This window comes from Bradyrhizobium sp. Leo114 (assembly GCF_055229415.2).
Window position 1 is genome coordinate 452180 of the sequence record NZ_JBUYEN020000001.1, and the last position, 23614, is coordinate 475793.

Sequence of the window (23614 nt, forward strand, 5' to 3'; positions counted from 1 at the left end):
AGTTTAACCTTGCCCCTCCAGGTCAGACCCGTTGAATCGACAGCGATGACCGCCTCCTTGGCACACGGCTGTGTCATCTCCCGAACGAGCTGAAAGGTTCCGATGCTCGGATTCATCGCGCAACGAATTATGAAGGCGATCGTCGTGCTGCTTGCGATCGTCGTCTTGAACTTCTTCCTGATCCGCCTGGCGCCCGGCGACCCCGCGGTGGTGATGGCCGGCGAAGCCGGCGCCAGCGATCAACTCTTCGTCGCGCAGCTCCGCGAGAAATTCGGGCTCGACCAGCCATTGCCCGTGCAGCTCTATCGATATGTGAAGGGCATCGCCACCCTGGACCTCGGTTTCTCCTTCCGCCAGCAAGCGCCGGTGTCGCAATTAATCCTGGAGCGACTACCGGCAACGCTGCTGCTGACCGGCACGGCGTTTGCGATCTCGCTGCTATCAGGCGTGCTGTTCGGAACCTTGGCAGCGCGCCGCGCAGGCAGTTGGGCCGATACCGCGATCACGATAATGGCGCTGATCTTCTACGCCACGCCGCTGTTCTGGGTGGCGCTGATGGCGATCCTGTTGTTCTCGGTTGCGATGGATTGGCTGCCGAGCTTCGGCTACGAGACGGTGGGCGCCAACTACACCGGTTTCGCTCATGTGCTCGACGTCGGTGCGCACCTGATCCTGCCAGCGATGACGATCGGCCTGTTCTTCATGGCCACATACACCCGCATGACGCGCGCCTCGATGCTGGAGGTGAAGCGGCTCGATTTCGTCAAGACCGCGCACGCCAAGGGCTTGCGTGACGCGGTGATCCAGCGCCGCCACGTCCTGCGCAACGCATTGCTGCCGGTGGTGACACTTGCGGGCCTGCAGGCGGGCACGCTGGTCGGTGGCGCCGTGCTGACCGAGACCGTGTTTGCCTGGCCCGGCATCGGCCGGCTGATGTACGAGGCGCTACTGCAGCGCGACTATAACCTCTTGCTCGGCGTCTTCGTCGTCTGCTCGGCGATGGTGCTGGCGTTCAACCTGATCACCGATCTGATCTACCGCTCGGTCGATCCGCGCATCGAGGTTGCGGCATGAAGCGGTTCTGGAAGCTATTGCTGCGCAATCCCGGCGGATTGATCGGCTCGATCATTCTCCTGATCGCGATCGCGGTCGCGCTGTTCGGGCCGATGATCTTCCCGAATTCACCCTGGCGCATGGTGCAGCGGCCGTTCCTGCCGCCGTTCACGACATCAGGCCTGCCGCTCGGTACCGACGCGCTCGGCCGCGATGTGTTCGCGGGCATCATCTATGGCGCCCGTGTCTCGCTATTGGTCGGTCTGGTCTCGACGCTCGCTGCGCTTGCCGTCGGTATTCCTGTCGGCGCCCTCGCCGGCTATTTCGGCGGCCGGATCGGCGATGCCCTGATGCGCTTCACCGAATTCTTCCAGACCGTGCCCAGCTTCGCGCTCGCGATCGTGCTGGTTGCGATCATGCAACCATCGATCGTCTCGATCGTGCTGGCGATCGCGATCGTAAGCTGGCCGCCGGTGGCGCGGCTGGTGCGCGGCGAAGTGCTGTCGCTGCGCACCCGCGAATATGTGCAGGCCGCGATCGTCACCGGCCAGACCCATAGCTGGATCATCTGGCGCGAGATCCTGCCGAACGCGCTTTCGCCCGTCATCGTGCTGGCCTCGCTGATGGTGGCGACCGCAATCCTCCTCGAATCCTCGCTCTCCTTCCTCGGCCTCGGCGATCCCAATTTGATGTCATGGGGCTACATGGTTGGCGCCGGCCGCACCGTGATCCGGCAGGCCTGGTGGATCACGGTGTTTCCCGGCATCGCCATCCTGGTTTCGGTGCTGGCGCTGAACCTGATCGGCGAAGGCCTCAACGACGCGCTCAATCCGCGCCTCAACAAGGATGGGCGCTGAGCAATGTCCGAGAGCAAAGCCGTCGTCGTCATCAAGGACCTCAAGCTAGCACTGCCGCCCGGCGCCGACCGCGCCTACGCTGTCGACGGCGTGTCGCTTGATCTCGTCCCCGGCAAGATCCTTTGCGTGGTCGGCGAGTCCGGCTCCGGCAAATCGATGTGCGCCCACGCGTTGATGGGCCTCCTTCCCGACACGATCGGCCGCGAGGCCGGCGAGATCCTGTTCGAGAGGCAGAACCTGCTGCGGCTCGACGACGACCAATGGCTCGGCCTGCGCGGCCGGCACATCGCCATGGTGTTCCAGGAGCCGATGACGGCGCTCAATCCGTTGATGCGGATCGGCGATCAGATCGCCGAGATGTTCGAAGCGCACAATCTGCTGACGCCGAAGGAGCGCCGGCGGAAGGCGCTCAATCTCTTGCGCGAGGTCGGCCTGCCTGATCCCGAACGCACCGTGCGCGCCTATCCGCACCAATTGTCCGGCGGCCAGCGCCAGCGCGCGATGATCGCGATGGCGCTCGCGCTCGAGCCGGCGGTGCTGGTCGCGGACGAACCGACCACCGCGCTCGACGTCACCACGCAGGCGCAGATTTTGAAACTGATCCGCGACCTGCAGCGCCGCCGCAACATGGCGGTGATGTTCATCACCCATGATTTCGGCGTCGTCGCCGATATCGCCGACCGCGTGGTCGTGCTTCAGCACGGCAAGGTGGTCGAACAGGGCTCGGCCGATGCCGTGCTGCAACGTCCGCAGCATCCCTACGCACGCGCACTGCTCGCCGCAGTGCCATCGATGGAACCTCCGCAACGCGCTCCCCTCGTCGACCGTCCCAAGGCGGTCGAGGTGATCGGCCTCGACAAGACCTATGTCTCCGGTGGCGGCTGGTTCCAGCCGGAGCGCCGCGTGCAGGCAGCCAAAGCCGTCAACTTCAACATCCTGCAGGGCGAGACGCTCGGCCTGGTCGGGGAATCCGGTTCCGGAAAATCCTCGGTCGCGCGCCTTGTCATGCGCCTGATCGAACCGGACCAGGGCACGGTCCGCCTCGGCGATACCGACTTCACCGCGATCGGCGGCAAGGAGCTGCGCAAGGAGCGGAGCCGCATCCAGATGATCTTCCAGGATCCCTTTGCCTCGCTCAATCCGCGCCGCAAGGTCGGCAACATCATCGCGGATGGGCCGATCGCGCATGGTACCGATCCTGACGTGGCGCGGCAGCGCGCTCGCGACCTGCTCGGCATGGTCGGCCTCAACGCCAATGCGATGGACCGTTTTCCGCACGAATTCTCCGGCGGCCAGCGCCAGCGCATCGGCATCGCCCGCGCGCTGGCGCTCGAGCCCGAAATCCTGGTCGCGGACGAAGCGGTCTCCGCGCTCGATGTCTCCGTGCAGGCGCAGGTTCTCAATCTGCTCGAAGACCTCAAGGCGCGGCTTGGATTATCAATGCTGTTCATCACCCACGATCTGCGCGTCGCCGCGCAAATCTGCGACCGCATCGCAGTGATGCAACGGGGCGAGATCGTGGAGCTCAGGCCTGCGGCCGCGCTGTTCGCGGCGCCCGAGCATCCCTACACGCGCGAGCTGCTCGCCGCCGTGCCCGGCCGGACATCATCGAGCGAGGAGCCTGCCCGTCCTTATGCCACCGCGTGATAGTCCGGTGCTGAAGCAAGGAAGCGCGCATAGGCATCGGCATCCGGCGGCGTGAATTTTTCGGCGAGCGGATTGCGCCGGCGGACGGTCGTACCGATGTCCGCCAGCAGCTCGTCGAAATGACGGTAATGATACGGCGCAACGCAAAGCCCACCATAGACGCCCGCTGCCGGCCGTTCGACACGTTTGAAGTGAAGCATCATGGCGATGTTCTCCTTCATCTCCGCGGCAGTCGGCTGGCGCGCAAGCTGGCCGTCGGCGTAGCGCACCAGCCAGTTGGCGGCCAGCTCGGCGCAAAGCACCGTGGCGAAGCTGGAATTGAATCCGACGAACCCCATATCCGGCAGATCCGGATTGGCGATCAGGCGATAGAGCCGATACTGCCCATCGGGTTCGACTAGCCTGCTGCGGTAGCTCTCGGGCAGGAACGGGACGCCAAGCTTGTAGCCGATCGCAAGCACCGCCACATCCGCCGCCACCCGCTCGCCCCCGCTCATCACGATGCTGTCGCCATCATAGTGATCGAAGGTGCCGCGGATCGCCTTGATGCGGCCATCGGCCACCATCGGATAGAAGCCGGGCGTTGCAATCGGCACCGAGCAATTGACACCGTCCTCGATCGGCTGCTTCGGCACCATGTCGCATTGCTTCAGCTTGAGCTGGACCTTCAGAAGGCTCTCGAGCCCGCGCCAGTTCGCCCACACCAGCGGCCTGGCCAGCCCATGCGCGAGCCGCGACAGCGGGCCGATGCCCCAGCCCGGGAACATCTCTTCCTGGGCGCGGATATAGAGGATGCGCTTGAAGTTGACCAAGCCGCCGACGAAATAGGGAATGCGCCACACCGGCTCGCGATAGACGATGGTGACTTCGGCAGCGCCCGAGTTGACAGCGTTGACAGCAATGTCGGTCGCCGATTTCGAGCCGCCGAGCACCACCATCCTACGCCCCTTGGCCATTGCCGCGTCGTTATATTGCGAAGAGTGCAGGACCTTGCCGCCCTGCGCCTTGAACGCATCCTCGCCGGAAAGGCTGAGGGTTTGCGGCTCGTTGAACTGGCCGGTGCAGACTGCGACGAAGTCAAAACCCTCATTGCTCACGCTGCCGTCCCTGGTGCGAAGTGTGAGGGTCCAGCCCGGCTTGCCATCGGCGCGGCGATCCATCGCCACGACAGTGATGTTGAAGCGCAGGGCATCGTCGAGTCCATGCTCGTGCGCGTAGTCGCGCAAATATGCGTAGACCTGCGGTCCCTTCGGCCACTCCGGATAGGAGTTCGGCATCGCCTTGTCGGTGTAGCGATAGAGATCCTTCGGGCTCTGGGTCTGGACCTCGGGATAGGACCGCGCCGGCTCCCAGACGCCGCCGAGATCGCCGCTGCGCTCGACGATGGTCACCCTGTGTCCTTGTTCGGAAAACGCCTTGGCTGCGGCGAGCCCGGAAACGCCGGCGCCGATGATGCAAACATGCTTCTGCTTGACCATGTGGATGCTCCGGAAAATCACCATCCCGTTCGAGTGTACGCGCACGCCATTGTCATCGCCGGACACGATCCCGGCAATTCCACTGCCTCCGCTGCTGGACCCGTTACCGGGACAAGGTCAGTCGTTGGCTTCCGGCGGCAGAAAATTCACCTCGTGCTCGGCGGAAATGCGCACCACCTCGGCCGGATCCTGCAGATTGTGCAGTTTGTCGAACAGCGCCTCGAGCTTCTGCATCGGCGAGACCCAGAACAGAGCGCGCGCCGGCTTGTCCGACTTGTTGAAATAGCCGTGGGGGATGCCGCGTGGCATGCGCACGAGGTCGCCGGCCTCCGCCTTCACCCAGACGCCGTCCAGCTTGAGGTCGAGCGTGCCCTCCTGCACCAGGATGAACTCGTCCTGGGTCGGATGGATGTGCACCGGCACGTACTGGCCGGGATCGCTGTTGGTCTCGAATGCGAAGGTCGAGTCGGTGACCGCCTTGGGAAAATAGACCTGGCCCAGAATATTCCAGGTCTTGCCGCCGTAACCCGTGCCGTTCCGCGTAATGCCTTTCTCGAGCGCTCCCATTCCGCCACCTCCCTGTCTGGACTGCACCGCGCCCGTGAGGCTGTCGTCGGAGTGGCAGCTTGTCTAGCCGATAAACGAATCCCGCGGCCCCGACGCTCATGTTGCGCTGCAGGAAGAGCTGCCGTAGCCCAAGCGCACGGCAAGGGCCCGCATAACGATCGGGCACGCTGCGCGCCGAAACCGCGTTTCCCCGCACCGAGAGATGCATTAGGCTCCCGATATTTTAAACCTCAAGCAACTCCGCGGCGGTTGCGATGAATGCAGGTGCCTTGGCCAACATGCGGCTTGCGGATTTCGCCCGCGTCTCGACCGCCAGTGTCGATGACGCCGCCGAGGCGATCGGACGGATTTTCTGCCCGCATGAATTGAAGCCGATCGGCCATTTCGAGAACGACTTCAGCGCCCAGCACAACTGCGCAGCCTTCGACGGGTTTTCGGTGAACTATGTCGCCTATGGCGGATCGGTCTCGATCGATCCCGGCTGTCTCGATCGGTTTTTCCTGTTGCAGATCCCGCTGCATGGTTGCGCGGAGATACGGACAGCGGCGCGCGAGGTCTTGACTGCGCGTGGCGCTGCGGCATCGCTGCTGTCGCCGACCATGCCGACGCAGATGACGTGGCGACAGGATTGCGCCCAGCTCATCCTGCTGCTCGACCGAAAGCTGGTGGAACATCGCGCGGCTGCGCTGGCAGGCACCGCAGCGAGAGCGGTGGAGTTCGATCCATCGGTCGACCTCACCACACAGTTTGGACATGCGCTTCAAGCAGGAATCTGCGATCTCGTCGATCTCGCCGAGCATCTTGGTCCGACAAAGCGCCTGTCACCGCTGGCAGCAACCGATCGGCGGGAACGATTGCTGAGCGCGCTGCTCAACGGCCAGCATCATAGTTTGAGCCGGGCGATCGCCGTCTTCGAAGGCCGCGTCGAGACACAGCCGGCAGCGCTGAAGCGGGCACGCGCCTGGCTCGAGGCCCAGGCCGATGAGCCGCTCGATCTCATGCAGCTTGCCGATGCCGCGGGCATCGGCATTCGCGCATTACAGCTCGGCTTTCGCCGTCATTTCGGGACGACCGTTTCAGCGATGCTGCAGGACATCCGGCTCGCCCGGCTCAATACCCGGCTGAAAGACGCGCGGCCGGACGAGCGCGTCGTCGACATCGCCTTCGATCTTGGCTTCACCCATCTGAGCCGGATGGCAAGTGCTTATCGCGCAAAGTTCGGCGAGAGTCCTTCGGCGACGTTGCGGCGCCTGAGCTGACCTCAACCGAGCGAATGACTATGCGGGAAAATCTGCCGAGTCGATCCGAATGCGGTCAGCGTGCAGCGACCAGTCACATAGCGCCTGCGCCTCGCAGAATTTCTGCTTGGCCATTTCCGCGGCTTGACCTTCGTTCGAGGCATTAACCTCCAGCGAACTCTGGCAAACCTCCCGTTCGCGACCATTGTCACCAAGCACGTCCTTCATGAAGCTAACGACAAATCGGGACATGGGAGCCTCCTGCTACACGGGTAGCGTCGGAATTTGGATACTAGCATCCTGGAAAAAAGATTTGAGGGAAATCAAGCCCGATGGCCGCCAATCGTGCCGCGATCCTGCGCGCCGGCGAACGGCACGCCGGCAACCTCGATCCGGCGCGGTTCCACGTCTTCCGCTGCCTGTGCATTCGGCAGTGGATTTGACCAAAATCAGCATGGCCCTATTTCGGCGCAAACCCGAACGCCCTCTCAAACCGCCTGGCGTAAACCGGCCAGACTTCGGGATTGATGATCCGCGGCGGCCGCCTGCCGTCGAGCGCGTCCAGGACCTGTTCGGCGGCGATCCGGCCCATGTTCTCGCGCGCCTCCACGGTGACGCCGGCCGTATGCGGACTGGCAAGCACATTGTCGAACTGCAGCAGCGGATGCTCCGGCGGCGGTGGTTCCTTGGCCCAGACGTCAAGGCCGGCACCGGCGATGCGCTTGTTGCGCAGCGCGTCCTCCAGCGCGTCCTCGTCGTGGATGAAGCCGCGCGCGGTGGTGATGAAGAACGCGTGCGGCTGCATCAGCGCGAATTCGCGCCCGCCGATCATGCCGCGGCTTTCCTTCGTCAGCGGGCAGCTGATCGAGACATAGTCGGCACGGCGCAGCAGCTCGTCCAGTTCGACCTTCTCGCCGCCCCGCTTGCCCATCTCCTCGGCGGTCAGATAGGGATCGTAGGCGATCACCTTCATGTGCAGGAGCCCCCTGCAGAGCTCGGCGATCCGGCGGCCGACATTGCCGAGACCGATGATGCCGATGGTCTTGCCCTGCGCCTCGTTGCCGATCAGCGCGTTGCGGTTGACGTCCCGCTGGCGCCGCAGCACGCGGTCGGATTCGATGATCCGCTTCGACAAAGTGAGCAGCATCCCCAGCGCGTGCTCGGCGACGGAATTGGCGTTGCCGCCGGATTGATTGACCACCAGCACGCCCGCCGCGGTGCAGGCGTCGACGTCGACGGGATCGAAACCCGCCCCGTTGGAGGAGACGATCAGGAGGTTCGGCGTACGGCGGAGCAGATCCTGGTCGACATGGAAGTGCCTGGCCAGCTCGTCGCGCGCCGCGCCGATCTGGTAGGCATGCGCCGCTTCGAGGATGGGTGCCGCGACCTCATCGGGGCTCTCATTCTCCAGCCGGTCCAGCCGCACGTCGGGGCGGCCCTTGAGGATTTCCGCATAGATGTTGTGGGCGAGATATTTGACGTAGAAGACGCGCTTGTTGTTGACGGTCATGTCCTTCTGCAACTTTCAGTTCGGGTCCTGGAATATGAAGGGGCCTGGCTGGAAACGGCCGTGGAGGACATAACCGCCGCAATGGCGGCCCGCCTGAACCGGGTGGCCATGACATTCCTCCCACTGCTCTCGTCTTATTGTCGTTGCCGTCTGTATCGCACGGCGGACCGGTGTCCGCACCAGCGGAAACCGCAGGTCACGTTGCGACTGCGACATGTTGACAATCGCGCCGGTCGGGTGAAGTTTTGCCGCAAGAAAGCGGCCGCAGCGTCGCGGGATGTGAGGGAGAGCAAGGATGGCGCTCGCGGAGGATGAAAGCTCGCTCAAGACCGCAGCCGAGAAGAGCTGGCACGGCATCGTGCTGCAGACGCTCAAGCGAAACGAGGTTCGCCTCGTGCCCTATGTGCCGGACCGCGTGCTGACGCCGCTGATCAAGAACCTGCACGCCGACCCCTTCTTCACGACGTTTCCCACCGCGCGCGAGGAGGAAGCGGTCGGAATCGTCTCCGGTGCCTGGATGGGCGGCGTGCGCGGTGCGGTGCTGATGCAGACCTCCGGTTTTGCGACGCTTGCGAATGCCCTCGCCTCGCTCGCGATCCCCTACCAGATCCCAGTGATCATGTTCGTCTCCGAGCGCGGCACGCTCGGCGAATTCAACTATGGTCAGGCGCTGGTCTGCCGCACCATGCGGCCGGTGCTCGACTCGCTTGCGATGGAGCATCACACGGCAACCCGGCTCGACGAGTTCGAGTTCATCGTCGACCGCTCGATCAAGCAGGCCGTCACCACGCAGGCGCCGGTGGCGCTGATCCTCTCGCCGCTGCTCACCGGCGGCAAGGTCTTTGACAAGTGAGCGGTCCCATGAACACGCCAAGCAAGACGACTACCCGCAACACCAAGGTGATGAACCGGTTCGATCTCACCTCGCGCCTTGTGGAAAAGCTGAGGAACGAAGAGGCTGTGGTCGGCGGCATCGGCAACACCAATTTCGACCTATGGGCCGCCGGCCATCGGCCGCAGAACTTTTATATGCTGGGAAGCATGGGGCTCGCATTTCCGATCGCGCTAGGGGTGGCGCTCGCGCAACCCGAGCGGCGCGTGTTCGCGCTGGAGGGAGACGGCTCGCTCCTGATGCAGCTCGGCTCTCTCTCGACGATCGCCACGCTGGCGCCGAAGAACCTCACCATGGTCGTGATGGACAACGGCATCTACCAGATCACCGGCGCGCAGCCGACGCCGGCAGCGGCGGCCTCCGATCTTGTCGCCATCGCGGTGGCGAGCGGTCTTCCGAACAGCTTCTGGGCCGCCGATGAGGATGACTTCGAGCGCCTGATCGATCAGTCGCTCGCCTCGGACGGACCGACATTGATCGGCGTGCGCATCGACGACAAGCCCGGCACCGGCGCGACCCGCCGCGATCCCGTGCAGATCAGGGAAAGCTTCATGCTCGGCCTCGGCGTGCGGCAGCCGTTGTAGAGGCACAACGCGATCCTCGCAGGCGAAGCGCCCGCGAGGATCAAGGTGCGTGTGTGTCGGTCTTCATTAGTCGATGATCTTGACCACCCTGCGGGTACGCGGCTCGACGATCACCCGGCGTTCATTGACGATGGCGTAGCGATACTCCGTATGCCTCGGCACCGTACGCAATTCGACGGTGGACGGCAGCGGCTCGCCGACCACGACGCGCTCGCGCACCACCACGGACGGCTCGTCCCGCGGGATCGAGGTGATCACGGCATTCGGAATTTCCAATCCGGCGCCGACCGCAGCCCCCACGGTGCCGCCGACAATCTCGCCCACGGGACCTGCGATTTCGCCGCCCGCGCGGGCGCCATTCGCCGCGCCTTCCACCGTGGTGGATTGCGCGAACGCCACGCCAGACGCGAGCAGCGACGCGGCAATGACAGAGATGGCAACACGCTTCGTCATCATTCTCCTCCAGTGAAATTGACGATGCGCCTTCAACCATCCTGCACGATAGTTGTTCCGGTTCCATGATGGCGGACGCGGAGAACCGATGTGGCATTCGGCGGTTCCCGCCGCGCGTATCAGGCCGCGCCGATCTCGTGATCTCCCATCAGTTCGAGCGCCCGCACCATCGCCGAATGATCCCACGCCTTGCCGCCGTGCGCGGTGCAGGAACTGAACAGTTGCTGCGCAATCGCCGTGCTCGGCAGCGAAAGTCCAAGCGCGCGAGCGCCTTCGAGCGCAAGGTTGAGATCCTTCTGATGCAATTCGATACGAAAGCCCGGATCGAAATTGCGCTTCACCATGCGATCACCATGCACTTCCAGAATCCGCGACGACGCGAAGCCGCCCATCAGCGCTTGCCGCACCAGCGCGGGGTCGGCACCGGCTTTCGAAGCAAACAGCAGGGCTTCACCGACCGCCTCGATCGTCAGCGCAACGATGATCTGGTTGGCGACCTTGGTGGTCTGTCCGTCACCGTTGCCGCCGACCCGCGTGATGTTCTTGCCCATCTTCTCGAACACCGGCTTCATCGTGTTGAACGCAGCCTCCGGCCCGCCCACCATGATGGTCAGGCTCGCCGCCTTGGCGCCAACCTCGCCACCGGACACCGGCGCATCGAGATAGTCTGCGCCGAGCGCCTCGATCTTCTTCGCGAATTCCTTCGTCGCAAGCGGCGAGATCGAGCTCATGTCGACGACGATTTTGCCTTTCGACAGTCCTTCGGCGACCCCGCCGGGACCGAACAGCACCGCCTCCACATGCGGCGTATCCGGCACCATGATGATGACGGCTTCCGCTTCCTGGGCGACGTCCCTGCCCGATTTGCAGACGACACCGCCGCCCGAGACCAGCTCCGGCGGGATCGGCCCGACGTCATGCAGAAACAGGCGATGGCCGGCTTCTTGAAGGTGACCCGCCATCGGACGTCCCATGGTGCCGAGTCCGATGAATCCAATCTTTGCCATTGCGATATTCCCCCTCCAAATCAGGTGACGAGCGTGAGCGCCGCGTGCCAGCCGAGGCCGTCAACGGTCGTCGTCCGCGGCTTGTATTCGCATCCGACCCAGCCGCGATAACCAATCGCGTCGAGATGACGGAACAGGAAGGGGTAGTTGATCTCACCGGTGCCCGGCTCGTTGCGGCCGGGATTGTCAGCGAGCTGAATATGCGCGATGCGCGCCAGGTGTTTTTGCACGGTACGGCCGATGTCACCCTCCATCACCTGCATGTGGTAGATATCATACTGGATGAAGAGATTGCTCGAGCCCACGTCGGCGATGAGCTGCGCCGCCTGCTCGGTGCGGTTCAGGAAGAAGCCGGGGATATCGAGCGTGTTGATCGGCTCGACCAGGAGCTTGATTTGCTCCTTGGCGAGCGCGTTGGCGGCAAAGCGCAGATTCTTGACCAGCACCTCGTTCAATTCGAGCGGATCGGCGTCGCGTGGTGCGATACCGACCAGGCAGTTCAATTGCCGGCAATCGAGCGCCTTGGCGTAATCAATGGCGCGGAAGACACCATCGCGGAACTCCTCGACACGATCGGAAAAGATCGCGATGCCGCGCTCGCCTGTCGCCCAATCGCCGGCGGGGAGATTGTGCAGGACCTGGATCAACCCGTGCTTATCAAGCTGCTCGCGCAGCTCGGCTCTATCGAAGTCATAGGGGAGCAGATATTCGACGCCATTAAAACCGGCGGCTTTGGCGGCGGCGAAGCGCTCCAGGAACGGCAATTCCCCGAACAGCATCGTGAGATTGGCAGCAAATTTCGGCACAATCAAACTCCTTACTCGGCCGGCAACAATTTGCCGGGCTGACGTGCGTCAACGCGCGGCGGCACCTCGTCCAGCGGCAGATCGAGCAGTTCCTCGAATTCCACGACGTTGTCGATCTCGGTGCCCATCGAGATATTGGTGACGCGCTCCAGGATGAACTCCACCACCACCGGCACGCGATACTTCGCCATCCATTCGCGCGCGGTTGCGAACGCCGCCTGCGCATCGTTCGGATCGGTGACTCGGATCGCCTTGCAGCCGAGGCCTTCGGCGACCGCGACATGGTCGACGCCGTAAGAGCCGATCTCCGGCGCGTTGATGTTCTCGAACGACAATTGCACCTGGTAGTCCATCTCGAAGCCTCGCTGCGCCTGGCGGATCAGGCCGAGATAGGAATTGTTCACGACGACATGGATGTACGGCAATTTGAATTGCGCGCCGACCGCGAGCTCCTCGATCAGGAACTGGAAATCATAATCGCCCGAGAGCGCGACGATCTCGCGCTCCGGATCAGCGGCGCGCACGCCGAGCGCGGCAGGCAGTGTCCAGCCCAGAGGCCCAGCTTGCCCGGCATTGATCCAGTTGCGCGGATGATAGACGCGCAGGAATTGCGCGCCGGCGATCTGCGATAGTCCGATCACCGTGACGTAGCAGGTGTCGCGGCCGAAGGTGCGGTTCATCTCCTGATAAACGCGCTGCGGCTTGATCGGCAGATCGTCGAAGTGGCTCCTGCGCAGCATCGTGCGCTTGCGGTCCTGGCATGAGGCCGGCCACGCCTGCCGCTCGCGGAGCTTTCCGGCTTTCCGCCATTCCTTCGCAACACTGACGAATAGCTCAAGCGCTGCCTTGGCGTCGGAGACGATGCCAAGGTCCGGATTGAACACGCGGCCGATCTGGGTCGGCTCGATGTCGACATGCACGAAGGTGCGGCCCTTGGTGTAAGTTTCGATCGAGCCGGTGTGCCGGTTGGCCCAGCGGTTGCCGATGCCCAGCACGAAATCCGATTGCAGCATGGTGGCATTGCCGTAGCGGTGGCTGGTCTGCAGCCCGACCATCCCGGCCATCAAGACGTGATCGTCGGGAATTGCGCCCCAGCCCATCAGCGTCGGCACCACCGGCACGTTAATGGTCTCCGCGAAGTTCACCAGCAGTTCGGATGCATCGGCATTGATGACGCCGCCACCGGCCACGATCAGCGGCCGCTCGGCCACGTTCAACATTTCGAGCGCGCGCTCGATCTGCGCGCGCGTCGCGGTCGGCTTGTAGACCGGCAGCGGCGCATAGGTCTCATCGTCGAATTCGATCTCGGCGAGTTGCACGTCGAGCGGCAGATCGATCAGCACAGGACCCGGACGCCCCGAGCGCATCAGGTGAAACGCCTGGCTGAACACGCGGGGTACAAGGCCGGGCTCGCGCACTGTGACCGCCCATTTTGTCACCGGCTTGGCGATCGACTCGATGTCGATGGCCTGGAAATCCTCCTTGTAGAGCCGCGCCCGCGGCGCCTGCCCGGTGATGCAGAGGATCGGAATGGAATCGGCGATCGCCGAATAGAGCCCGGTGATCATATCGGTGCCCGCCGGCCCCGACGTGCCAATGCAGACGCCGATATTGCCGCATTTGGCGCGGGTATAGCCCTCCGCCATGTGGGAGGCGCCCTCGACGTGGCGCGCAAGGATATGCCGGATCGAGCCGCGCTTCTTCAGCGCCGAATAGAGCGGATTGATCGCCGCGCCGGGAACACCGAACGCGCAATTGACCCCTTCCTTTTCCAGAATACGCACCGCCGCATCGACCGCCCGCATCTTCGCCATCTCGCGCCTCGCTGATATTGCATCGGCGCGATGATCACGCGAGCGATTGACGATCTCAACGACGCTGATTTTGTTTCCCACGATACGGAATGAACGGTGAAAAACCGCGCCAGATCAAACGATTGGATCGCCGATGGAATGAAAGCATGCGACAGCAGCGGAAAGACGGATCGTTTCACTCGCAATGACGATAGCCAAACTTGAGCTGGATCAAACCCAACTAAACCCAAGTAGGCTAGTAAGATTTACCCGAAGACCGCAGGCGGCGGCATGATATGATCATCAGTTGCCTGTGGTGGTTGATGATTGCCAGCCTTACCGCTGGGTTTGCTGGCGCAGCTCGGGCTGGAGATTCGACATCGGCAAGTCAGAATTTGAGTCTTCGTGCGCGAGCTGTCATGGTGCGGATGGAAAGGGCAAAGGACCTGTCAGCGAGCAGCTCAAGGTACCGCCTTCCGATTTGACGATGTTGGCCAAGAACAACAACGGGGTCTTTCCCACGAACGCTGTTTATCAAACCATATATGGATCGAAAACAGTTCCCGCTCACGGCACTCGCGAAATGCCAATTTGGGGGAACGATTCAATCCCATTGTCAACTTGCCTCACTATGTTGATTCATCTTACTGGAAGATGGCCGGGCCGGGCGAAGCCCGGATGTCGTCGTACGCACACGCATCCTCGCTGTTATCGATTATCTGAGCCGTATTCAGCAAAAGTAGCAACCGACGAGCATCAGATTACTTGCTCCCGGCCGGGAGCTCGTTCGTTCGACGACGGTGATTTAAGAGCGCTGAAGTCAAACTCAAAAGCGAATACCGCCTTCCAACCACCGCATCTATTCGCTTCGCTGGCCCCCGTTCTTGATAGCGAGCGAGGTTTCGCACCATTTGGCGATGCGCAGCAGCTTCAGGTTTTCGCCGAATGGCGCGACAAGCTGGATGCCCATGGGCAGGCCGTTCGGCCCGATGCCAGCGGGCAATGCGATCGCCGGAACCCCGAGAGTTGTCCAAGGCACGCACACGCCAGGGTCGCCGGTATCAGACAATCCTTCCGGCGCTTCGCCAGTTGCTGCGGTCGTGAGAACAGCGTCAAAACCTGCGAGCGCGCGGGTAAAGTCGGCGCGCAGCGCAAGCTGCTTGGCGCGGGCGGAAATATACTCGGTCGCGGAAATCGGCGCGCCGCGTTCGACAAGGGCGTGAAGCCGGGCGCTGGTCTTGTCCGAGAAACGTGTGACCAGATCACCGAAATTCGCCGCCCCCTCCGCGCCGCAGAGCGTAGCGGAGAGCGCCGGCAGTTGCTCGAACTCCGCAGGCAACGCAAACGGCTCGACGATCGCTCCGGCATCTCTGAAGAGAATGGCGACTTGCGCGAGCAACGTGCTTTGGCTTTCGTCCAAGGGCGGCGTTGCCGCCGGACGAAGCCACGCTATCCGCGGCGCGGGAAAAGGATCGGCGCCTTCAGGAGAAATCTGGAACGGCGCCTGCGGAGAAGCACCGGGGCCGCCCGCCAGCAGCGCCAACAGATACGCGGCGTCATCCACACTGCGGGCGAACAGGCCGAGGTGGTCCAGGGACTGAGAGAGCGGATGGACGCCCTTCAGGCTGATGGTGCCAAAGCTGGGTTTTAATCCCACCACACCACAATAGGCGGCAGGTCGCAGGATCGAACCCAGCGTCTGCGTGCCCAGCGCCGCTTGCACCGAGCCGCTTGCAACGGCTGCCGCAGAGCCGGACGATGAACCGCCGGGCGTATGCCTTGGATTCCACGGGTTGCGGGTGGGGCCGGGTTCGCGCCACGCGAATTCGGTGGTGACCGTCTTGCCGAGAACTGTTGCCGAGAGATCTTTCAGGCGGCTGACCACCCAGGCATCCTCATTCGGCTGGTGATCCGCATACACCGGCGAGCCATAGGTGGTCGGCATATCGGCCGTGTCTATGAGATCTTTCACGCCTATTGCCACGCCTGCAAGTGGTCCATTCCCGCTGAAACGATCGGCGGTTTGGACGGCAAATAAGTGAAGGCGCGAAGATCGGGTTCGACAGCCGCGGCGCGCGCGTGGCTGACCGCAATCAGGTTCTGCGCTTGTGCCGAGCCCCCCGCGATCATGCGGACGATTTCGACGACCCCACAGTGGTCTTGCGCGAAGTTCATTTCCGGATGGACCTGTAACCGAGGTGAGAAAGGTCTAAAGGCAAACGGCTCCGGGGTCAGCCCGAAGCCGCGGCGACGAAGATCAGCAAAAGCTCAGTTCGTGGATATCGCCTTTTCGATATAGGTTCTTGGAACAAAGGTCTTGTAGTCAGGCTGGGCGGCGAGATTGCCGAGCGCGATCTGCGTCTCGAGCGCAAGCTTCAGCGCGTCGGGCGTGATATCGACACTGGTGGGGTAAACGTTGTCGGCAAGCATGCGCTTCACCGCCGCTTCCACCACGGCAGGCTCAAGATTCGGGAATTCCTTCTGAGCGATTTCCACCGTGCGCGCCTCGTTCTTGTGCATGAAACGCACCGCCATTTCGAGGCCATTGGTCAGCCGCTGGGCAAGGTCCGGATCGACATCGTTGCGCGCGGTGATGGTAGAGAAGGCATAGGCGCCGTACAGTTTCGGGAAGCCGACCACCACCTTCATGCCCTTGGCCACCACCTGGTCGAGACCGGGCCCGTACATGACCGCCACTTTGGCCTGGCCGGCAACGAAGGGGCCGGGCTCGGTGCCGAGCGGAACCTGGATCATCTCCACGTCCTTGCTGGCATCCATGCCATTTTCCTTCAGCAGCTTGATGAACAGCGAGGTGCTGGTGGTCGGCATCAGGCCAGTCACGATCTTCTGTCCCTTGAGATCTTTCACACTGTCGAACTTGAAGTCGGGCGTGGCGGCGATCCATACCGCGGCACCATTCACGACGTTGGCGATCGTGTTCACCGGTGCGCCCTTGGACGCAGCGATGGCTGTCCATTCGGGTCCATGAAGCGAGAATTGCGCACTCTTGGAGATCACGGCCGAGAGAGCAACGCTTCCGGAGCCGGCGCTTTCCTTGTTGAGATCAAGCCCCTGCTTCTCGAAAAAGCCCTCGTTCATGCCGACATAGAGCGGCAGATATAGCAGGGATTGAAACGCCTGAGAAATGGTCGCCTTCTTCATCTCGGCGGAAGCCGGCCCTGCTGCGGCTATGCCGAGCGCAAGAGCGAGGGCAACGGAAAGAGTGCTCAGTTTCGGAATTCGCCGTCTCATTTTAGAAGTCTCCTGAAAGAAGATCAAACGTTGATCTGCGTGCCGCCCTGCTGTTGCTTCCAGGGAAGCAGCCAGTTCTCGATGACCTCGACCAAGTGGTAGAAAAGAAAGCCAACGAGCATCAGCGTGAACAGGCCGGCCCACACCGTATTGAGATCATAAAGACTCGAGGCCACGTAGATGACGTGGCCGAGACCATGCTGGGAAGAGATGAATTCCCCCACGACCGCGCCCACCAGGGCGAAGCCGATATTGATCCGAAAGGTGGCGATGATCGCGGGCAAGGTAGAGGGCGCGATCACCCGCTTAAAGATCTGCTGCTTGGACGCGCCCATGGAGAAAAGCAGCGCCTGGAGATCCTTGTCCGCGTCCTTTGCCGCCTGGTAGGCGGTGATCAGAGCGACGATGGAGGTGAGCGAGATCGCGAGCGCGACCTTCGATAGCAAGCCGGTGCCGAACCACAGGATGATGATCGGCGCCAGCGCGATTTTCGGCACCGAGTTGATGGCCGCGATGAACGGTTCCACCAGCCGCGCCACGAACACCGAGTACCACAGCGCAAGGCCGATGACCGAACCGATCACGGTACCGAAGGCAAATCCCAGGATTGCCTCGAATATTGTGTAACCGGTGTCAGTGAAAAGAGAGCCGTTCGCGATGGAGCCGATGAGGTTGCGCAGAACGCCGCTCGGCTGACCAACGAGGAAGCCCGACAACCATCCCCATCGCACCGCCGCTTCCCACAGCAGGAAGAAACCGACAACGGCAAGGATCTGAAGAGCGCTCCGCCCGATAAGAGAATCGAACACATTGCGGCGCTTTTTCTCGCGTGGGCGAGCGAGCGCCGCGTTTTTTACAAGTTGGGCCGTTTCCGTCATGCACTCTTCCTGGTCTGGATGTCGAGCTCCGCGCAGAGCGTGTGGAAATAACCGGAGAAGCGCGGATCGCTTCGCGCCGCGATCGGCGAATGTTCGTTCAACGCGATGTCGTGAACGGCCTTCACGCGCGCCGGACGTTGACTGAGCACCACCACGCGCTTGGAAAGCGCCACTGCCTCATCGATGTCATGGGTCACGAGGATCACGGTCTTGTGAAAGGTTTCCACCGCCTCCATCAGAATGCCTTCGAGATACAGCCGCGTCTGATAGTCGAGCGCCGAGAACGGCTCATCGAGCAGCAGGATGTCGGGATCGAGCACGAGAGTGCGGATCAAGGCCACGCGCTGACGCATGCCGCCGGACAGCATCTTGGGATATGAGTTCTCAAAGCCGGACAGACCGAACGTGCTGAGATATTCTCTCGCGGTATCCAGAGCCCGTTTTGGATCGACGCCCTTGGTCTCAAGGCCGAGCAGAACGTTGTCCAGCACCGTACGCCAAGGAAAAAGCAAGTCCTTTTGCATCATATAGCCCACGCGGCCGCGCAAGCTTTCCACTTCCTGGCCGCGATAGAGCATGACGCCATCATCGGGATCCACGAGGCCGGCGATAATATTGAACACCGTCGTCTTGCCACAGCCGCTCGGGCCAATGATGCTGACGAAATCACGCTCATGGATATCGAAGGTTAAGCCGTCGAGAACCTGCGTCGCTGCTTCCTTTCCAGGAAAGCTCTTACGGATGCCGTTCAAACGAAGTTGCACTTTGGGCGATGACATGGTGTCTCCTGTCCACCATGCACTTCAAGCAACCACCGTGCCAAACGCTACGGCATAAGTGCGCAAGAAATTGCGCCGTTGAGCGTGCGTTCCGTCAGGATGAGCTTCTTGCTGCCTTCGATTCGAGCACGTGCTGCCTTTTTGCAGCCAGCGCATTTTTCCCTCTCAGGGTGTCGCGCACGAATGCTGAGATTCCGTATCGCAGTGTCTCCAGACAGCCATTGTGCGCTTCAGCGGAATGGAGTTCGTCCGCTCCACCCGCCAGTTCAGACGTCAACCCTGTTCTGCTCTTGCGAGCACATCTAGGTGAACAAATCGGCTCAGTTCAATCGCAGCTCCGTGATATGCCGCGGATCCGGGCTCAGCTCGTTACGCTCCACGCGCTTGACGAGGTCTGTCAACACGGCATTAGCCGCACAAGAAATGCCGATCTTCTCGCCCTCGCGCACCACGAAACCATTGAGGAATTCGATTTCGGTGCGCCGGCCTTTCTGCATGTCCTGGCCCATCGAGGGACGCTGCTCGGATGAAGTGCGCTTGCCGTCCTTGAAGCGCTGCTCGTCGCACGCGCGCATCGCCGTCTCGTCGCCTTCTCCGGCACGCGCGATCGTCTCGGGCGGCAGGTGCAGGATCTCCTCCAGTTGATAGCCGAGCGCCTGACCGACGCGGATCGCTTCGCTGCCGAGCCGGGTGGAGAAACGGCGGATCGGTTCGCTCTGCAACATCTCTCCGCCCGCCAGACCCGTGCAGGCCGAGAGCCCATTGCCCATGACGTTGGCGACCAGTTTCGACCAGCGTTCGCCCCACAGATTGGCGGTGACTTTGGCGCTGTCGGAGTAGCCCACCAGTCGGCAGATTTCTTCCGCCCGCGCCGTGATACGGCCGTGCACTTCACCGGCGCGAAATACGGTGTGCGCCGCGCCGCCCTTGCCGGCGCCTCGGTGGATATGGCCGGGCTCAGGCAGGTTGACCGTGATGCTGCTGGCAATGCATCCGAGCGTCTTGCCCCAGCCGACGATGCCGGCAATCGTCTCTTCATTCATGCAGTTCTGCAGCGACACGACATAGCCGTCCGGCGCCAGATACTGCTGGATCAGCATGGTCGCCCAGGCCGTGTCGTAGGATTTCATGCAGACGAAGGCGATGTCGACCGGTTTCTCCTTGGCGAGCTGCTGCGCGTCGGTGACGTGCAGCGCGCGCACGCGAACCGAGAATTCCGCGACGTCTCTTGCGTGGGTGACGCGCAGTCCGTGCTTCCTCATGTGATCGATATGCTCAGGCCAGGGATCGATGAAGGTCACGTCCTCGCCCGCCTGCACCATATGGGCACCCACATACCCGCCGACGGCACCAGCCCCGACGATCGCTATCTTCCGACCCATGGTTTCTCCCCGGCATTTTCTCGCGGCCAGGGAAGCAACCGGTCCACTGGCCCGTTGCCGCCCACTCTAATGGATTTGGGCCTTCCGCCAAATGCACGCGTCGCGCCGCAGGGCGGCGTCGGCGTCATGACGGCTGAACGATCAGTCAGGCTTCGTCGCAGGCATCAGGCCACCGAGCGCAACTGTCAGCTCGGCGGCCACCTCGCGCACGGTCTGGCCGAGTGCGGCCAGCCTATCGTCGGTCAGGCGGCTGGTCATGCCTGATACCGAGATCGCCGCGAGCGGCTCGCTGCAATCGTTGTAGACGACGGCGGCGATGCAGCGCAGCCCCATGCAGGCCTCCTCGTCGTCGACGGCGTAGCCTTGGCGGCGGACGCGTTCGAGTTCCCTGAACAGGTCGCTCGGCCGCGTGATCGTCTTCTCGGTCAGGCGCGGCATGCCATGATGGCGGATGATCGCGCTGACGTCCTCATCCGAATATGTCGCCAGCACCGCCTTGCCGACGCCGGAGGCCACCATCGCCACGCGACCGCCGACCTTGGTCAGCGAACGCATGATCTCGCGGCTCTCCATGCGGGTGAGCACGACGATGAACTCGTCGTCGACCACGGCGAGGTTGGCGGTCTCACGCGTGAGGTCGCGCAGTTTGCGCAAATAGGGAACTGCCTGGGCGGTGAAGTTGCGGCGCCTCGCAAAGGTGGCGCCGACGGTGAAGCTGCGGGCGCCGACATGCCATTTCGATTCGGTGCGGTCGAATTGCACGAAGCGGCGGCTTTCGAGCGTTGCCAGCAGACGATGCACGGTCGAGGTCGACAGCCCCGTGCGGATCGCAAGATCGCTCAGGCGGTAGCCTTCGTCGTCTTCGGCGAGCGTCTCGATGATCGAGAGCGCGCGGTCGACGGATTGTACGCCGCCGTCGCGGCTTTCGTAATCGTCGGTGGTGGATTTCGGCGCAAGCGCCTTGCGCCGGATCACGTCCCTCTTCATCGCGACCTGCTTCAGCCGTTGCGGAAGACGCGTTCGCTATCGGATTCGCCAGTTTGTTCGGTCCCTGGACCGAAATGCCGCTCCGGATTTCTCCGAAGCGGCATTTTCACATTCGTTACAGCAGGCCAGCGCCACGCGCCCATTTGTACTTGGCCCCTAACACCTCGACAGGCAGTTCGGTCGAATAGGCATAGGCCGGAATGCCATGCTGGTAGAGATATTCGGCGGCCTCCTCGACCTCGACGTCGCCGGCGAGCGAGGCCACCATCGGCTTCACGAAGCCCTTGGCCTCCATCTCCTTCTTCACTTCGACCATGTTGCGCGCGAACACCATTGGCGGCGTCACGATAGTGTGCCAGTAGCCGAGGATCAGCGCGTGGATGCGATCATCGGACAGACCGAGCTTCACCGTGTTGACATAGGTGATCGGCGGCTCACCACCGGTGATGTCGACGGGATTGCCGGCGGCGCCGAACGGCGGGATGAACTTGCGGAAGGCAGCATCGAGGTCCGGCGGCATCTGCATCAGCGACAGGCCGTTGTCGACCACGGAGTCGGACAGCAGCACGCCCGAGCCGCCGGCGCCGGTGATGATCAGCACGTTCTCACCCTTGGGCGTCGGCAGCACCGGCACGCCGCGGGCGAATTCGAGCAGTTGTCTCAAGCTGCGGGCGCGGATCACGCCGGACTGCTTGAACACGTCCTCATAGATCTTGTCGTTGCCGGCGAGCGCGCCGGTGTGCGACGATGCAGCCTTGGCGCCTGCCGAGGTACGGCCGGCCTTCAGCACGATCACCGGCTTCTTCTTTGAGACCCGCTTGGCGGCTTCGGCAAAGGCGCGGCCGTCCTTCAGGTCTTCACAGTGCTGCGCGATCAAATTGGTGTTCGGGTCCTGCTCGAAGAAGGCGAGCAGATCGTCCTCGTCGATATCGGACTTGTTGCCGAGGCCGACGATCGCGGAGACGCCCATCTTCGCCGAGCGCGAGAAGCCGATGATCGCCATGCCGATCCCGCCGGACTGCGATGACAATGCCGCATGGCCCTTGACGTCGTAGGCCGTGCAGAAGGTCGCGCACAGATTGGCCGGCGTGTAATAGAAGCCGTAGATGTTCGGCCCCATCAGGCGGATATCGTACTTCTTGCCGACCTCGACGATCTCGGCCTGCAATTCAGGCGCGCCGGCTTCGGCAAAGCCGGACGGGATCAGCACGGCGCCGGGAATTTTCTTCTCGCCGCATTCGGCGAGCGCACCGGCGACGAATTTCGCGGGGATCGCGAACACGGCGACATCGATCACCCCTGGCACATCCTTGACGCTCTTGTAGGCCTTGTAGCCGAGGATCTCGGGCGCCTTCGGGTGGATCGGATAGATCTCGCCCTTGTAGCCGCCGTTGATGAGGTTCTTCATCACGGAGTTGCCGATCTTGCCGTCTTCGGCGGAGGCGCCGATCACGGCGACCGCCTTCGGCTGCATGATGCGGTTCATCGCGGCGACGATTTCCTCGGTGGGTCGCGGCGCCGGGCGCGGCTTGTAGTCGAAATCGACCACGATGCGCACGTCGGCGGCGATCGCGTCCTTCTTGGTGGCGAACACGGGATTGAGGTCGAGCTCGACGATTTCGGGGAAATCGCTGACCAGCCGCGACACCTTGACGATGACGTCGGCGAGCGCCTCGCGGTTGACGGGATCGCCGCCGCGCACGCCCTTCAGCATCTCATGCGCCTGGATGCCGTCGAGCATCGACAGCGCGTCTTCCTTGGTCGCCGGCGCGAGGCGGAAGGTGATGTCCTTCAGCACTTCGACCAGCACGCCGCCGAGGCCGAAGGCGACCAGCTTGCCGAACGAGCCGTCGGTGATCGAGCCGATGATCACCTCGGTGCCGCCGCCCAGCATCTGCTGGACCTGCACGCCCTCGATCTTGGCGTCGGCCTTGTACTTCTTGGCGTTGGCGAGAATCGTCTCAAAGGTTTTCTCGGCGTCCGCCGCCGTCTTGACGCCGACCACGACGCCGCCAGCCTCGGTCTTGTGGAGAATGTCCGGCGAGACGATCTTCATCACCACCGGGAAGCCCATGCCGGACGCGATCCGCGCCGCCTCGGACGCCGACTTGGCGACGTCCTCCTTCGGGACCGGGATCCCGTAGGCATCGCAGACCAATTTGCCCTCCGGCGCCGTCAGGCTCGTGCGCTTGTCCGCTTTGACCGCATCGAGAACCTTGCGGACTGCATCCTTTGAATTTGACATCGGCTTCCTCCCAGGACAAATTTGATGGCATTTGGTATGCCAGAAGCCAAAAAGTCAAGCCGGTCTTCTCTCGCCTAATGCAGAAAACAATGGCAACTTGACATTCTGGTATTTGGCATGCCAAAAACCTGATGGTATTTCTTCTGCTAAGAAGACGTCTCCGAAACGGAGGAGACGAGTCGTGGCAACACCTAAGGAAACCAAGG

At 62.6% G+C, this 23614-nt stretch carries 22 protein-coding genes and 1 pseudogene; 7 read left to right on the plus strand and 16 right to left on the minus strand.

The features are described from left to right. The first annotated feature begins 102 nt into the window (after positions 1-102). The 3 genes from ACZIRK_RS02015 to ACZIRK_RS02025 are packed head-to-tail and all read left to right on the plus strand — an operon-like array spanning position 103 to position 3557. Entirely contained in the window at positions 103-1074 is a 972-nt protein-coding gene (locus ACZIRK_RS02015) for an ABC transporter permease (RefSeq protein ID WP_463326873.1), read from the plus strand. Continuing rightward, positions 1071-1910: an ABC transporter permease gene (locus ACZIRK_RS02020; protein ID WP_130229870.1), complete on the plus strand. Its 840-nt coding sequence runs from the start codon at positions 1071-1073 to the stop codon at positions 1908-1910. Before ACZIRK_RS02015 ends, ACZIRK_RS02020 begins: the two co-directional genes overlap by 4 nt. Before the next feature lie 3 nt (positions 1911-1913). Further along, positions 1914-3557 carry an ABC transporter ATP-binding protein gene (locus tag ACZIRK_RS02025; RefSeq protein ID WP_463326874.1) on the plus strand — a complete coding sequence of 548 codons (1644 nt, stop codon included), beginning with the start codon at positions 1914-1916 and terminating at the stop codon, positions 3555-3557. On the opposite strand, the gene ACZIRK_RS02030 is transcribed toward ACZIRK_RS02025, so the two are convergent. Together ACZIRK_RS02030 and ACZIRK_RS02035 are read right to left on the minus strand one after the other, a co-directional pair. After that, entirely contained in the window at positions 3542-5035 is a 1494-nt protein-coding gene (locus ACZIRK_RS02030) for a flavin-containing monooxygenase (RefSeq protein ID WP_463326875.1), read from the minus strand. The two genes, ACZIRK_RS02025 and ACZIRK_RS02030, sit on opposite strands and share 16 nt — an antisense overlap. A 117-nt stretch (positions 5036-5152) precedes the next feature. Further along, complete coding sequence (locus ACZIRK_RS02035) at positions 5153-5602, minus strand: cupin domain-containing protein (RefSeq protein WP_130229872.1); 450 nt, start codon at positions 5600-5602, stop codon at positions 5153-5155. A 254-nt stretch (positions 5603-5856) separates the two neighbouring features. Here ACZIRK_RS02035 and ACZIRK_RS02040 point away from each other — a divergent pair, with 254 nt between their 5' ends. Next, the gene (locus tag ACZIRK_RS02040; protein WP_463326876.1) at positions 5857-6861 is read left to right on the plus strand and encodes an AraC family transcriptional regulator; all 1005 of its coding nucleotides are present in this window, start codon (positions 5857-5859) and stop codon (positions 6859-6861) included. An 18-nt stretch (positions 6862-6879) separates the two neighbouring features. Here ACZIRK_RS02040 and ACZIRK_RS02045 read toward each other — a convergent pair whose 3' ends face one another. After that, complete coding sequence (locus ACZIRK_RS02045; protein WP_208820400.1) at positions 6880-7092, minus strand: hypothetical protein; 213 nt, start codon at positions 7090-7092, stop codon at positions 6880-6882. A gap of 208 nt (positions 7093-7300) precedes the next feature. Further along, positions 7301-8350: a hydroxyacid dehydrogenase gene (locus ACZIRK_RS02050; protein WP_463326877.1), complete on the minus strand. Its 1050-nt coding sequence runs from the start codon at positions 8348-8350 to the stop codon at positions 7301-7303. A gap of 295 nt (positions 8351-8645) precedes the next feature. Between ACZIRK_RS02050 and ACZIRK_RS02055 the strand changes: the two genes are divergently transcribed. Beyond that, positions 8646-9203, plus strand: coding sequence for a thiamine pyrophosphate-binding protein (locus ACZIRK_RS02055; RefSeq protein WP_130229876.1), 558 nt, complete (start codon positions 8646-8648; stop codon positions 9201-9203). An 8-nt stretch (positions 9204-9211) separates the two neighbouring features. After that, complete coding sequence (locus ACZIRK_RS02060; RefSeq protein ID WP_463326878.1) at positions 9212-9826, plus strand: thiamine pyrophosphate-dependent enzyme; 615 nt, start codon at positions 9212-9214, stop codon at positions 9824-9826. Between the two features lie 66 nt (positions 9827-9892). On the opposite strand, the gene ACZIRK_RS02065 is transcribed toward ACZIRK_RS02060, so the two are convergent. The 4 genes from ACZIRK_RS02065 to gcl form a co-directional block, all read right to left on the minus strand. Beyond that, positions 9893-10279: a DUF1236 domain-containing protein gene (locus tag ACZIRK_RS02065; protein ID WP_463326879.1), complete on the minus strand. Its 387-nt coding sequence runs from the start codon at positions 10277-10279 to the stop codon at positions 9893-9895. 119 nt (positions 10280-10398) lie between these two features. Further along, positions 10399-11286 (minus strand): 2-hydroxy-3-oxopropionate reductase, encoded by an 888-nt coding sequence (locus tag ACZIRK_RS02070; RefSeq protein ID WP_463326880.1) that lies wholly within the window; start codon positions 11284-11286, stop codon positions 10399-10401. Positions 11287-11306: 20 nt separating this feature from the next. Continuing rightward, positions 11307-12092 carry a hydroxypyruvate isomerase gene (gene hyi / locus ACZIRK_RS02075; RefSeq protein WP_463326881.1) on the minus strand — a complete coding sequence of 262 codons (786 nt, stop codon included), beginning with the start codon at positions 12090-12092 and terminating at the stop codon, positions 11307-11309. Between the two features lie 11 nt (positions 12093-12103). Beyond that, complete coding sequence (gene gcl / locus ACZIRK_RS02080) at positions 12104-13906, minus strand: glyoxylate carboligase (RefSeq protein WP_463326882.1); 1803 nt, start codon at positions 13904-13906, stop codon at positions 12104-12106. A gap of 295 nt (positions 13907-14201) precedes the next feature. Between gcl and ACZIRK_RS02085 the strand changes: the two are divergent. Beyond that, positions 14202-14342, plus strand: a pseudogene (locus ACZIRK_RS02085) (c-type cytochrome); the annotation flags it as partial. Positions 14343-14744: 402 nt separating this feature from the next. Here ACZIRK_RS02085 and ACZIRK_RS02090 read toward each other — a convergent pair. From ACZIRK_RS02090 to ACZIRK_RS02125, 8 genes are all read right to left on the minus strand, one after another. Next, positions 14745-15830, minus strand: a complete 1086-nt coding sequence (locus ACZIRK_RS02090; RefSeq protein ID WP_474417441.1) for an amidase — start codon at positions 15828-15830, stop codon at positions 14745-14747. A 29-nt stretch (positions 15831-15859) separates the two neighbouring features. Beyond that, entirely contained in the window at positions 15860-16060 is a 201-nt protein-coding gene (locus tag ACZIRK_RS02095; protein WP_463326884.1) for a hypothetical protein, read from the minus strand. A 93-nt stretch (positions 16061-16153) separates the two neighbouring features. Continuing rightward, positions 16154-17137: an ABC transporter substrate-binding protein gene (locus tag ACZIRK_RS02100; RefSeq protein ID WP_463326885.1), complete on the minus strand. Its 984-nt coding sequence runs from the start codon at positions 17135-17137 to the stop codon at positions 16154-16156. Between the two features lie 23 nt (positions 17138-17160). Next, positions 17161-18015: an ABC transporter permease gene (locus ACZIRK_RS02105; RefSeq protein ID WP_130227146.1), complete on the minus strand. Its 855-nt coding sequence runs from the start codon at positions 18013-18015 to the stop codon at positions 17161-17163. Further along, a complete protein-coding gene (locus ACZIRK_RS02110; protein WP_130227145.1) occupies positions 18012-18794 on the minus strand; it encodes an ABC transporter ATP-binding protein in 783 nt (260 codons plus the stop codon). The genes ACZIRK_RS02105 and ACZIRK_RS02110 overlap by 4 nt, the downstream gene beginning before the upstream one ends. 320 nt (positions 18795-19114) lie before the next feature. Then, entirely contained in the window at positions 19115-20176 is a 1062-nt protein-coding gene (locus ACZIRK_RS02115) for a ketopantoate reductase family protein (RefSeq protein WP_463326886.1), read from the minus strand. Positions 20177-20317: 141 nt separating this feature from the next. Further along, positions 20318-21163 (minus strand): IclR family transcriptional regulator, encoded by an 846-nt coding sequence (locus ACZIRK_RS02120; RefSeq protein WP_463326887.1) that lies wholly within the window; start codon positions 21161-21163, stop codon positions 20318-20320. 115 nt (positions 21164-21278) lie between these two features. Then, complete coding sequence (locus tag ACZIRK_RS02125) at positions 21279-23408, minus strand: acetate--CoA ligase family protein (RefSeq protein WP_028167405.1); 2130 nt, start codon at positions 23406-23408, stop codon at positions 21279-21281. Positions 23409-23614 lie beyond the last annotated feature (206 nt).